The following is a 13,096-nucleotide window of genomic DNA, read 5'->3' as shown; positions in this document are numbered from 1 at the left end:
TTTTTGATGGAGTTAATGGATAAAACATTAACTCAAAATTTACAAAAAATTTTGGAGTTTATTATGTATAAGAAATCAGCCTTGGTCAGCGCTGTGCTGGCCGCTATGATGGCGCAAATCGCCAGCGCCCAAGAAGCGCAAAACTCACAACCTGTAGCCGATGAACAAGTAGAAGAAGTTATCGTGCAGGGTATTCGCAGCAGTTTAACCAAAGCCTTGGATATCAAACGCAACAGCACACAAATTATTGATTCCATTGTTGCCGAAGATATCGGCAAGTTTCCCGATAACAACGTCGTTGAAGCATTGCAGCGTGTGACGGGTGTGCAGACGACTAACCGTGGAGCTGGCGAAGTATCGGCAGTGTCAATTCGCGGTTTAACTGATGTGCACACTACCGTAAATGGCCGCGATGTATTTACCGGCGCGGGCCGCTCGGTTGCGCTGCAAGATATTCCAGCGAGTTTGTTAGCCAATGTGAATGTTTATAAAACCCGTTCGGCTGATCAGGTGGAGCGCGGTATTGCCGGATCGATTGATGTAAAAACCCATCGCCCCTTTAATTTTGATGGTGCAAAAATGGTATTGGCGGGGCGCGGCATCTACGCTGATCAGCCCGATAAAATTGATCCAAATATCAGTGCGCTATTTAGCAATCGCTGGGAATTGGAAAGCGGTGGCGAATTCGGTGCATTGGTGAATGTGTCGTTTGCAGAAACCAATTATCGCGATGAGACTATGACGGCGGGTGCCGTGTTTCCGTTCTTCAGCGCCAATCCGCATTTGGATTATGCGCCTTACCAAATGATTCCCAACTCGCACAACAATACACCCGTGTGGCAAGCCGGTTTGGAGAATGGCCTTCCCTCTGCGGCAGGTTCAACCCTGACCTTGGACGGTGCAGACTACGATTATTTATTGATGCGCGATGCGGTGTTCGGTACATCTTTCACCGGTAATCGCGAGCGCCCGGCCGCCAGTGTTTCTTTGCAGTGGGCACCGAATGATGAGTTGGAAGTGACTGCAGAAGGTTTTTACACGGGCTACAGAAATACATCGCAAAATGCCATGTGGTTTACCAACACGCTTGAACACCAAAATGGCAATATCGATATCCCTCTCGTTTATGACGGCACTAATGTTGTAAAAGAACATCAGGGTTATGCCAACGGCGGCTTCCAAAGTGGTGACTATTCCACTGGCAAAACTGACAGCTATTTATATGCGCTTGGTGCCAAGTGGACACCAAGTGACAATGTAACGGTCAATTCTGAAATTGTTTATCAAGACAGTAAATTTACCTCTGAATTTTTTGCGATGCGGTTTGCGCGCACTGCATATGGTTTGGATGTGGATTACAACGATCGCGATGGTGTGCCTTCCGTTATATTTAAAGATAATCCTGCCACCAGTGCACTGGATGAATCGGACATGGCTGCAGTGGGCAATTGGAATGCCTCCGGCATGTGGGACAACGGCGGTGGCAATCAAGGTGATTCAACCAGTGTGACTACCGATGTTGAATGGAAATTGGATGGCCAATTTATCCAAACGCTAAAAGTCGGTGGCCGCCTTGAGCAGCGCAATGCACAAGATTTTGGGCGCGGACAAGATTCCTGGAGTTACGCCGGCACTGTGACTGAATTGATGGATGATTTGGTTGCTGCAGGTGCGTCTGGCGATGGCTCCGGTTTGATCTTCACGGTGGATGACTATTTTGCAGGCCGCGCGAATATTTTTGATAGCTTTATTACTGCTGATGGCAGCTATTTGTTAGCTAATGCCGATGCAGTGCGCAGCGTGTATGGTTTGGAAAAAGAAAGCGTCAATAAAAACTTTGATGTCTCTGAAGATTCTGCCGCACTTTATGCAACTACCAAATTTAACCTGAGCGATGCATTGAGCGGAGAGTTCGGTGTGCGTTACGTGAATTACGAACAGGATATGGAGTTCTGGTCAGAGACGGGCACTAACACCAATATCTTCAATAACAATACCGGTACCGGCAAGGCGGACAAAGTATTGCCGAGTCTGGTATTGAATTGGAATGTGACTGACGATCTGGTGGGGCGTTTCGCCTATACCCAAACTCTGCGCATGCCTAACTTTGGGGATTTAAATCCGCTGCAATATTTTCAGGATCCCCTGACCTCAATTCCCTATGGCACTGGCAGTGGCGGCAACCCGGATTTAAAACCGACCGAATCCACCAATTATGATGTTTCGCTTGAATGGTATTTTGCCGACGGCAGTTCGCTGTACGGCGCCCTGTTCAAACGCGAAATCGATGGTCTGGTGATTGGCGGCAAAAAAACCGTCAATCGCACCGGTAACGACGGTGTAACACGCGACTATGTACTGACTACGCTGGTCAATGCAGCTGATGGTGAGCTTTCCGGTTTGGAAGTCGGGCTGGTTTATTTCCCGGATAATTTACCTACAACACTCGATGGTCTGGGTGTGCAAGCCAGTTTCACTTTGCTGGACTCATCGCAAAAAACACCTGAGTACAGTTTGGCGGGCGATATTTCCGGTTACGTAGATTCAAAAATGTCGGGCGTATCCGATTCGTCTTACAGTGTGGTGTTGGCCTACGACAAAGATGTCTTTGATGCGCGCTTGTCCTATGTCTGGCGCGAGAAATTTTACGCTGGCAACGAGGCCGCTATCTTCGCTAACCCCATCCAATTCTGGCGTCGCCCGGAGCAGAGTTTGGATCTGCAAGTTAGCTACGATGTCACGGACAACTTGGTAGTCACCTTCGATGCCACCAACCTGTTAGACGATGTGTACCAAAGCTACTACGGTGAAGGCAACGAGGATCTGTTTAACTTCGGCAGTGCCATCTACTCCAAAACCTTTGCAGTGGGCGCGCGTTACTCGTTTTAACTAGAAAAAACTGGCATATTATTAATACTTGTATATAATCATACAAATGTGGTGTGGTTTGTTCTATTTATCTACCAGCTTGTTCGTTGTTGTTTTACTCGGAGTCTTATCCTTTTGTCGTTGGATGGCGTAACAGCCTTTGTTATGCCACTTTTCAGGCCGTTACAGCTCGCTGTGGCGGCTTTTTTTTTTGCCTTTCATTTTTACATAAAAATATATTTTTACCTGTTGACGATTAATGCTCAGAGGGATAGTATTTTATTTGTCTTACAATATGCATAATAATTCGACGGTTTATGGTTATTAACAAGGGTAAGCACCATCCCCACCTCTGTGAGATACCAGTAGCAACCGGACTTTTTTATAAGACAAATAAAAGCACCGACTTAATAATAACGATTACTGCACCGATCCAACCCCTCGGCTCAAGTAGTAATCGAACACGGGAGATCACTCATGTTCCAGAAAAAAACACTTAGCTTATCCATCGCTATGATTGCCGCTCTAGGTTCATCTTATGTTGCAGTTGCGCAGGAAGAAGACCAGGTGGAAGAAATTGTAGTGACGGGGATTCGCGGCAGTTTGACGCAGGCTTTGGATGTAAAGCGCAACAACACCCAAATCGTTGATGCAATTGTTGCTGAAGACATTGGTAAATTCCCTGACAACAACGTGATTGAATCCTTGCAGCGTGTAACCGGTGTGCAGGTAACCAATCGTGGCTCAGGTGAAACTTCCGGCATTTCGATCCGCGGTTTGACTGACATCAACACCACTGTGAATGGCCGCAATATTTTTACGGCATCGGGTCTCGCAGTAGCACTGCAAGATGTGCCTGCCAGTTTGATCAAACAAGTCGATGTTTATAAAACCCGTTCTGCTTCGCAAATTGAAAACGGTATTGCCGGTTCGGTCGATATCAAAACCCAGCGCCCATTTGATTTTGATGGCCAAAAATTTGTAGTTGCAGCACGTGCGATTAATCAAGAGCAGGCTGATGAGATTGATCCAAACATTAGTGGTTTGGCGAGCAATCGTTGGGAGACTGGCTCTGGCGAATTTGGTGCGTTAGTAAACTTGTCGTATGCCGAAACCAATTACCGCGACCAAAGCATCACTGCGGGTGCGATGGTGCCGTTTGCCACTGATGACCCGGTTGCCCCGTTCGGTAATTACGAGCGTATTTTTCTCGATAAACCCGGCGTTGCTGAGAATCCTATCTGGACTCCAGGTCTGTTAGATGGTTTGCCAAATGCGGCGGGTTCAACGCTCAATGTAAATGGCCAACCAATGGAATATATCCTTGGTCGCGATGCGATTTTCTCCAGCGATTTTACCGGCAAGCGCGAGCGCTCTGCTGCCAATGTGTCTTTGCAATTTGCACCAAATGATACATCGGAATACACCTTTGAAGCTTTCTACAACGGTTATCGCAATGAATCATTCAATTCACTTTTATTCTCTTTTGCCGACTGGTGGGGTTCTTACGCAAATAGCCCAACGGCAAAAGCCGATGCGAACATCGTACTGTTTGAAGGCACTAATATTGTTAGATCCAGAAGTGTAAAAGATAACTGGTCATTCACCAGCGGCGATTTAACTACCGGAAAAACTGACAGCTTTGTGTACGCCTTGGGTGGCGATTGGGAGCTGACAGATAACCTTCAGGTGAAGTCAGAAGTTGTTTATCAGGAAAGTACCTTTGAATCTGATTTTATCGCTGCGCGCTTTGAGAATGCCCGTTACGGTTTGAATGTAGATTTCAATGCGGGTGGTGGAATTCCTGCGTTTAGTTTTATCGATAACCCTGCAACTACTGGACTCAATGAAGCCGATGTATCTGACGTGGCCAATTGGAGAACTGCACAGCTGTATGACAATGCCAACAAAAACGAAGGCGATGCCGTTACCTTCACTACCGATGCTACCTACGATGCGGATGCCGGTATCTTTAAACAATTCAATGTCGGTGTTCGCGTTGACCAACGCACTGCAGCTGAATCATTTAGCCGTCAGGAAGGCTTTAATCCGAATGTCGCTATCACTGAAGAATTGGCCTATATCAATAATGGCTTCTTCGATGGCAATGCCAAGGTGCCTACCACATGGGCTGTAGCCAACGGCTATTACCTGCGCTCAAACGCCGATGCAATGCGTGCAGCCTATAACTTGCAACAATTGGAACTGGTTGAGAGTTTTAATATTGACGAGTTAACGGCGTCTGCTTACGTCACGACAAAATATGAAGCAGAAGTCGCAGGTAGAACATTAGATGGTGAAATTGGCCTGCGCTACACCAGCTCAGATACCGATATGGAATTCACTGATACTGCCTCAGCAGCAAAAGAGGTGTATGACGATTCAGCGAGCACCACTAAAGTGTTGCCCAGTTTATCGCTCCGCTATGCGTTGACTGATGATTTGTTTGCACGTTTGGCTTACACCGAAACTTTGCGTCGTCCAAACTTTGCATCATTAAACTCGCGTATTGTTTACAACGAAGATGTTACCGGCATTGGTTACGGTACTGCCGGTGGTGGCAATCCGGATCTGAAACCTACTGAATCGCAAAACTATGATTTCTCATTGGAATGGTATTTTGCGGATGCAAGTTCAGTGTACGGAACCTTGTTCAAGCGTGAGATTGAAGGCTTTGTTATTGATTTCCGTCGCCAAGTACAGCACGAAACACCAACGGGTGAGATGGGCACTTATGTACTCAGCCAACCCTACAATGCATCGAATGGTGAATTGACCGGATTGGAACTGGGTGCAGTGTGGTTCCCGGAAAATCTACCCAATGTGTTAGATGGCTTTGGTATTCAAGCGAGCTACACCGCATTGGAATCTTCGCAGTCAACACCTATCACTGATTCCAAAGGTGTCATTATTGAGACCAAAGAAACAGATTTGTTCGGTGTGTCTGATGAGTCATACAGTGTTGTGTTGGCCTACGACAAATACGATGTCGGTGTTCGTTTGTCCTACGCGTGGCGCAGCGAATTCCTGAATAACTACGAAGCGGCATTGTTTGCGAACCCGCTGGAAGTCTGGAGAAAACCAGAGTCAAGTATGGATCTGCAAATTAGCTATCAGGTCAATGACAATTTGGCGCTGACGTTTGATGGCACTAACTTGACTGAAGAAATTTACCAAAGCTATTACGGCGAAAACGGTTCAAAAACCAATAACTTTGGCTCTGCACTTTACAGCCGTACCTTTGCTATTGGAGCGCGTTTGACCTTCTAATTTTTATCTCGTTTCTGTTTAAACACTTTGCAGTTTTACTGCTGAGTGTTTAAACAAACTCATAAAGGTCAATCATTGGCCTTTGTCGTTGAGTTTCACTCTTGCTGTTGATGTCAACACGCAATGGTGAAACTCATTTTTTTGTGCCTTTAAAAATAATTAATAACCGAGGGTCTCACTATGTACAGCTTTGTTCGTTTATTCAGGTATATATCAACAGCGATAATTTCTGCGGCAGCAATTTTAGCCATTAGTTTTAATGTATTTGCAATCACGTTAACCGGCACTACCGATATTCACGATCCATCCACCATTATTAAAGATGGCAATACCTACTGGACATTTGGCACTGGTGGTGGCGCAAGTAATTTCCCCATTAACGCACTTTACTCAACTGATTTGATTAATTGGAAGCGTGGCGCATCGCCCATTCCCGCCAATACCTATCCATCATGGATCAGCAACAAAGTGCCTGGCTTTGATGGAAATTTTTGGGCGCCGGATGTGATTGAAATGAACGGAAAATTTTATTTGTATTACTCCGCATTTTCATCCACCTCGGGCATGCGTTCTGCAATTGGAGTTATGGTCACTAGCTCTCTGAATAATCCCAACTGGCAAGATTTGGGCATGATAGTGTCTACTGTCGATGAGGGCACTCTCAATGGGCAGCCAGTGAATGCGATTGATGCTGGTTTATACCGCGATGCGCAAAATAATGTATGGATGGTTTACGGTTCACACTATGCAGGAATTTTTGTTCGCCAAATTAATCCTGCCACTGGCAAGCTGATGAATAGCTCCCGTTACCCGGTAGTAGGCAATAATTATGCGTGGCATGAATACGAAGCGGCGCAGGTAAAATATATCAACGGTTATTACTACATGTTCGTGAATCTGGGTGAATGCTGTATGGGCAACCAAAGCAATTACTACATAGTCACTGGCCGCTCCACAAGTCCAACGGGTCCGTTTTTGGATAAAAATGGTAAAAGTTTATGGAATTACGGCGGCAGCACACTATTAATGTCCGATGGTAATTATATCGGCCCAGGCCACTTTGGTTATTTCTATAACAATGGCCAGCATCTCGCATCGATCCATTACTACGATGGCAGCACTGCAAATGGTTGGCCTGCACGTTTGGATTTATTGCAAATGACTTTCGCCAATGGTTGGCCGGTATTCAATCGCAACTTTTCAATAAAAAGCGATGCTAATGCGCGCATTAATGGCACCTATCGTATTACCCCGGTGCACAGTGGAAAATCGTTAGATGTAGAAAATTGCGCAATAGCAAACGGCACCAATCTGCGCCAGTGGAGCTGGATCAATAACAGCTGCCAGAAATTTATTGTTACGCGTGTTGATGATGTGTGGCATCGCATCTCGCCTGCCAATGCAAGCGACAAAGCTTTCGATGTAAATTCATTCTCAACTGCTGATGGCGCTAACCTGATGTTGTGGACATATGCTGGCGGCCACAATCAACAATTCCGTTTCCAGTCTGCAGGTTCCGGCCGTTATCGAATTATCAATCGCAACAGTGAAAAATGTTTGGATATTGCGGGTGCATCTACAGCGGATGGTGCCAATCTGTATCAATGGCAATGTGTGGCGAACAGCACTAATCAAATGTTTACTTTGCAGGCGCAGTAATTTTAACAGGCCTTCACTCGTTGAAAAGTTACGTTAATCCTGTGTCAGAAATAACGATAAGCATTATATTCCCACCTATTGGTGGGAATATTTTTCAGGAACTTTATAATGAATCTACTTAATGCATGTCGCGTAATTGCGCTAGGTTTCAGTGTTTGCATAGCTCCGGTTTTCGCGCTGGAGCTTGTGCCATTGCGCGATGTGCAGTTATTGGAAAGTCCATTCCTACATGCGCAAAACACTAATAAAAATTACTTGATGGCATTGGATGTTGAAAAATTGCTTGCGCCATTTCGCCGCGAGGCAGGGTTGCCTTTTAAAGAAACTTACGGCAACTGGGAATCGACCGGATTGGATGGCCATATGGGTGGTCATTATGTTTCCGCGCTTGCGCTGATGTATGCCTCTACACGTGATAAAGCTGTATTGGAACGTTTGGATTATGTCATCGCCGAATTAAAGAAATGTCAGGACAAAATAGGTTCCGGTTATATTGGTGGTATTCCCGCCAGTAACAAAATGTGGAGCGAAATTGCGAAGGGGGATATCCGCGTGGATAACTTCTCTACCAATGAGCGCTGGGTGCCCTGGTACAACCTGCATAAAATATACGCCGGCCTGCGCGATGCTTATATCTATGCGAATAGCGTCGATGCAAAAAAAATGTTGGTGAAATTATCCGATTGGACAATCGAATTAACCAAAACATTATCGCCTGAGCAGATGCAAGCCATGCTGCGCACCGAGCATGGCGGTATGAATGAAATATTTGTCGATGTAGCGGAAATTACTGGCGATAAAAAATACCTCGCCCTTGCACAAGCATTTTCCCATCAAGCGATTTTACAACCGTTGGAAAAATCGCATGACCATTTAACCGGCTTGCATGCCAACACCCAAATTCCCAAGGTGATCGGTTTTAAACGCTATGCCGATGCGACTAATAACCCTGAGTGGAAGCGTGCAGCGGAATTTTTTTGGCAAACGGTAATCGACAAGCGCACTGTTGCCATTGGTGGAAACAGCGTAAAGGAGCATTTTCACGATACGCAAGATTTCTCGCCGATGGTCAATGAGGTTGAAGGGCCTGAAACTTGCAATACCTACAATATGCTCAAACTAACCGAGTTGTTGTACCTTTCTTCTGGCAACCAGTCGTTCGACAATCAAGCATCGGGCCTTAAAAATTCATCGCAGCTTAAGTATGTAGATTATTACGAGCGCGCACTCTACAACCATATTTTAGGTTCACAAAATCCCACTACCGGCGGCTTTGTGTATTTTACCCCTATGCGCCCCAATCACTATCGCGTTTATTCGCAAGTGCACGATGGTATGTGGTGTTGTGTGGGGTCGGGGTTGGAGAGCCACTCAAAATACGCCGAATTTATTTATGCGCGCGATAAAAGACCTAAAAAAGACCCGGATGTATTCGTCAATTTATTTATCCCATCGCAAATGGAATGGAAGGAGCAGGGCATAAGCCTGACACAAACAACACTCTTTCCCGATGAGGCAGCGACACAAATCGTAATAGATAAATCAGCGCGCTTTAGTTTGCATTTGCGTTACCCTAATTGGGTCGAGCAAGGTAAATTAGAATTGCGTATTAATGGTAAAAAAGCCGATGTAACGCAACTGCCAGGTGACTATATCGCACTGGAACGCCGCTGGAAAAAAGGCGACACAGTTGAGTTGACCCTGCCGATGCACACCGAGTTGGAAAAAATGCCCGATGGTTCCAACTACTACGCGATACTGCATGGGCCAATTGTACTTGCCGCTAAAACCCAACCCTTTGCCAATGAGCAATTGGATTATTTTGCCGATGATTCGCGCATGGGGCATATCGCCCAAGGGAAAATGTGCCCTTTGGAAGCTGCTCCCTTTTTATTGGGTAATAGCCGCGAGTTTATCCAACAATTAAAACCTGTGGCAGGTAAGCCGCTCACCTTTAACGCATCGGGTTTAATCAATGGCCAGAATTTACAGCAGATTGAATTAATCCCCTTCTTCCGGCTGCATGAATCACGCTATGCGATTTATTGGCCCTACACCACAGCAGCCAATTTGGAAAAATCGCGCGCTAAGGCTGCTGCCGATGAACAAGCGCGCCTCACATTGCAGGCAAAAACGATTGATCAGGTCGCCCCGGGCGAACAACAACCTGAATCCGATCATTTTTATAAAGGTGAGCAAAGCGAAACAGGAATTTACAAGGGTCGCCACTGGCGCCACGCGCGCGCCTGGTTTAGTTACGAATTAAATGATAAACAGCAGGAAGCAAAAACACTGCGGATTACTTATGCGGGAATCGATAGCGGTCGCCGTTTTGAAATCTGGCTGAACGATGTTGTTATCGCCAAGGTACGTTCGCAGGCTAATAGCCAAGAATTTTTTACGATGGATTATGCAATTCCAGCGGAATTGGTAAAAAGTGCCAAGGGTAAATATACCCTGAAATTTGTTGCCGAAACCGGTTCGATCGCCGGTGGAGTTTACGGTGTGAGGTTGCTGCGGGAATAAGTTGCCTAATCCCCCTTGCCAATACTTACATGCCTCGCGAAGCGATAATGCTGCAAGTGAGTTTGATTATGGCTTTTAGTGTTGCTGGCGTCGTGCCATAAGATCTGCCACCGGGTCGGCGGAATTTAATTTTGCATCAATTAAATCGGCTTGCGCGCGGGTTTGATGGAGTAATGAAATGAGCATGCGCACTTCATCGTACATTTCGCCGTGAGTTTCGTTACTTAAACGCCGCCCCATCTCTTGTCCAAGCCGCAATAACTCAGCCAGTTCACGCGCGGTCTCGCCTTGCTCTTCACGTAAAATATCTTCTCTGGTCATCATATACCTCCGTTAAAAACCACATTCCCTACAGGGGTGTTTACCATGTGTAGTTACAGCCTAGCCCCAATGTGTTTTTTAAACAAAGAGTTAATGTTCATAAACTGAAATGCTTATGATCAAAAAGTTATGAAAAAATAATTTTGTATTTTTTTGTGATCTTCCGCACTTATTCCGTTAAGTGCGGTAATAAATTTTACTCAGATTATTTCAACCGTTTGCTTTTATATAAATCCAACTCTTCTTCATCTACAATTGGCCAGCTTTCTTTATCCCAGCTGATATTCAGTATTTTGAGTTTCTGCAAATAGTTGTCTGCGGTTTCGTAGGCGTGCAGCACTAAATAATCTTTACCATCCCAGCTATAAGCCCCGTTGTGGCCAAGGCCAACCCAGTTTTTATTACCGTTGATTAATAAGCTGCCACCGCCGTCATTCATGTCTTTACCGGTTTTATCCAAATAAGGGCCAATCGCATTTTTGGATCTACCGACCACCAAATGATAAGTAGAGTTCGCACCTTTGCAACAGAGTCCCCATGACGCAAACAAATAATAGTAATCACCTTTTTTGAAAATAAATGGCGCCTCAATTTCTCCGGGACCCGCATTGCTGCTGGTACTTGCGGGCACCTGATCGCGTTTGGCAATGCTGTGCCATTCTTGTGGTTCGGCAGGACGTGTCCAATCATTATTGAGCTTGAATATTTTCAGCCCGCTCCAGAAAGAGCCAAAGCTCATCCAGGCGGCGCCTTGTTCATCCACAATTACGGCGGGGTCAATTGCATTCCACATATCGCGATTGGGCACCGATTGAATCACTATGCCTTTATCTTCCCAGCGATAATCCGGCGATTTGGGATTTAAGGTTTTATTAACGGTTACGCCAATCGCCGAGGTATTTTTACCGAAGGCGGAAACCGAGTAATACAAATAAAACTGGTTGTTGCGCTGGATAATATCGGGCGCCCAAAGGTGGCTGTTAAAACCGGGTGCTACGGATTTTGCCCAGGTAGGTTCAGTGGCAAAGGCGCGATCTGACAGCTTCCAATTCACACGATCCTTGGAGCTGTAAATGGTGATACCTGGGCCGGTGCTGAATAGGTACCAGGTATCGCCTTCGCGCGCCATAACCGGGTCATGTACATCGACTTGTTTGGCGTTCGTGAAAGGCGCTGTGATCATTAGGGCGGCAACACCAAGAAATCTGGCTAAGCGCTGGTTTAGGGAAGGGGTAGCGGGCTGGGTTGATTGCATAAGTCTCTCTCGTATTGGTCTAATTCTTAGAATATGTAATATAATATTAATCTATTGAGAATAATAGTTAACCCGTGTAAAGCCGGTCAGGCCAGGTTGATACACGTAGCCGAGGTAATCCCATGAAGTCTGTGTTGAGTGTAGCGGCCTTGTCCGCGATTGGATTAGTAAGTGGATTGTTGATGTCATGTACGCCTGTGTGCGAACTCCCACCGCCAGCGGCTCAGTTGTCCGTTGCGGAGCCTTTGGTGGCACAACGAGCTGATCCGTTTATCCATCGCACACCTGAGGGGCGCTATTACTTTATTGCCACCGCGCCGGAGTTTGACCGCATTGAATTGCGCGCTGCTGATTCACTCGCGGATTTAAAAACCGCAGCGGCCAAAACCGTTTGGCGTAAACGCAACACAGGTGCGATGGGCGCAAATATCTGGGCACCGGAATTACATTATTTTAATAACACCTGGTACATCTATTTTGCCGCGGGCGATGCCGAAAAACCCTGGTTGATCCGCATGTATGTATTGGCCAATGAGTCGGTTGATCCATTAATAGGCGAGTGGAAAGAATTAGGCCGCGTAAAAACCGCGCGCGATTCCTTTGCGCTCGACGCTACCAGTTTTGAACATAAAGGCCAGCGCTATCTGGTGTGGGCGCAAAAAGATCCAGAGGAAAAATTAAATTCGGCGCTGTACATCGCCAAATTAATTTCACCTACGCAAGTCGGCGAAGTGGAAACTGAAATTTCCCGCCCGCAATTGGACTGGGAAATCCAGGGCTATAAAGTCAATGAAGGTGCAGCGGTGATTGTGCGCAACGGTAAAATTTTTATCAGTTATTCTGCGAGCGCTACTGATCACCGTTACGCGATGGGATTATTGTGGGCAGACGCCGAAAGCGATTTGCTTGCGGCATCCTCCTGGCATAAGTTGCCGGAGCCGGTGTTTACCACTAACGAAACCTTGCATCGCTACGGCCCCGGGCACAATAGTTTTACCCTGGCGGATGATGGTCAAACCGACATTATGGTATATCATGCGCGCGATTATTTAGAGCTGCAGGGCACGCCGCTTACCGATCCCAATCGCCATACCTATATTCGCCGCCTCGGCTGGACGAGCGAAGGTTTTCCGGATTTTGGGCAGAATAAACCGGACACCGAATAATCCCATTAATTATCAAATTGAAAAAATCTGA

7 protein-coding genes are annotated in these 13,096 nt (G+C 46.2%); 5 read left to right on the top strand and 2 right to left on the bottom strand.

The features are described from left to right. Positions 1–63 precede the first annotated feature (63 nt). The 4 genes from J2X05_RS11620 to J2X05_RS11605 all read left to right on the top strand — a co-directional run bounded on the left by J2X05_RS11620 (position 64) and on the right by J2X05_RS11605 (position 10,323). Positions 64–2,889, top strand: a complete 2,826-nt coding sequence (locus J2X05_RS11620; RefSeq protein WP_310072617.1) for a TonB-dependent receptor — start codon at positions 64–66, stop codon at positions 2,887–2,889. A gap of 456 nt (positions 2,890–3,345) precedes the next feature. Further along, positions 3,346–6,138 (top strand): TonB-dependent receptor, encoded by a 2,793-nt coding sequence (locus J2X05_RS11615; protein WP_310072616.1) that lies wholly within the window; start codon positions 3,346–3,348, stop codon positions 6,136–6,138. Positions 6,139–6,318: 180 nt separating this feature from the next. Then, positions 6,319–7,797, top strand: a complete 1,479-nt coding sequence (locus tag J2X05_RS11610) for a family 43 glycosylhydrolase (protein ID WP_310072615.1) — start codon at positions 6,319–6,321, stop codon at positions 7,795–7,797. A gap of 108 nt (positions 7,798–7,905) precedes the next feature. Further along, complete coding sequence (locus J2X05_RS11605; protein ID WP_310072614.1) at positions 7,906–10,323, top strand: beta-L-arabinofuranosidase domain-containing protein; 2,418 nt, start codon at positions 7,906–7,908, stop codon at positions 10,321–10,323. Positions 10,324–10,398: 75 nt separating this feature from the next. Here the strand turns inward: J2X05_RS11605 and J2X05_RS11600 are convergent, their stop codons facing one another. Further along, positions 10,399–10,647, bottom strand: a complete 249-nt coding sequence (locus tag J2X05_RS11600) for a hypothetical protein (protein ID WP_310072613.1) — start codon at positions 10,645–10,647, stop codon at positions 10,399–10,401. 202 nt (positions 10,648–10,849) lie between these two features. Beyond that, positions 10,850–11,899, bottom strand: coding sequence for an arabinan endo-1,5-alpha-L-arabinosidase (locus J2X05_RS11595; RefSeq protein ID WP_310072612.1), 1,050 nt, complete (start codon positions 11,897–11,899; stop codon positions 10,850–10,852). 122 nt (positions 11,900–12,021) lie between these two features. Here J2X05_RS11595 and J2X05_RS11590 point away from each other — a divergent pair, with 122 nt between their 5' ends. After that, the gene (locus J2X05_RS11590; protein ID WP_310072611.1) at positions 12,022–13,065 is read left to right on the top strand and encodes a glycoside hydrolase family 43 protein; all 1,044 of its coding nucleotides are present in this window, start codon (positions 12,022–12,024) and stop codon (positions 13,063–13,065) included. The last annotated feature ends 31 nt before the right edge of the window (positions 13,066–13,096 follow it).

Origin of the sequence: Cellvibrio fibrivorans (genome assembly GCF_031457055.1) — a bacterium.
GTDB lineage: Bacteria > Pseudomonadota > Gammaproteobacteria > Pseudomonadales > Cellvibrionaceae > Cellvibrio > Cellvibrio fibrivorans.
The sequence above is the reverse complement of the archived record's forward strand: the minus strand, read 5'-3'. Positions and strand labels throughout refer to the sequence as shown.

Bases quoted from the DNA above. Each gene is read 5' to 3' on its own strand.
- J2X05_RS11595 (WP_310072612.1), bottom strand. From the start codon at position 11,899: ATGCAATCAACCCAGCCCGCTACCCCTTCCCTAAACCAGCGCTTAGCC.
- J2X05_RS11610 (WP_310072615.1), top strand. From the start codon at position 6,319: ATGTACAGCTTTGTTCGTTTATTCAGGTATATATCAACAGCGATAATT.
- J2X05_RS11620 (WP_310072617.1), top strand. From the start codon at position 64: ATGTATAAGAAATCAGCCTTGGTCAGCGCTGTGCTGGCCGCTATGATG.
- J2X05_RS11605 (WP_310072614.1), top strand. From the start codon at position 7,906: ATGAATCTACTTAATGCATGTCGCGTAATTGCGCTAGGTTTCAGTGTT.
- J2X05_RS11615 (WP_310072616.1), top strand. From the start codon at position 3,346: ATGTTCCAGAAAAAAACACTTAGCTTATCCATCGCTATGATTGCCGCT.
- J2X05_RS11600 (WP_310072613.1), bottom strand. From the start codon at position 10,647: ATGATGACCAGAGAAGATATTTTACGTGAAGAGCAAGGCGAGACCGCG.
- J2X05_RS11590 (WP_310072611.1), top strand. From the start codon at position 12,022: ATGAAGTCTGTGTTGAGTGTAGCGGCCTTGTCCGCGATTGGATTAGTA.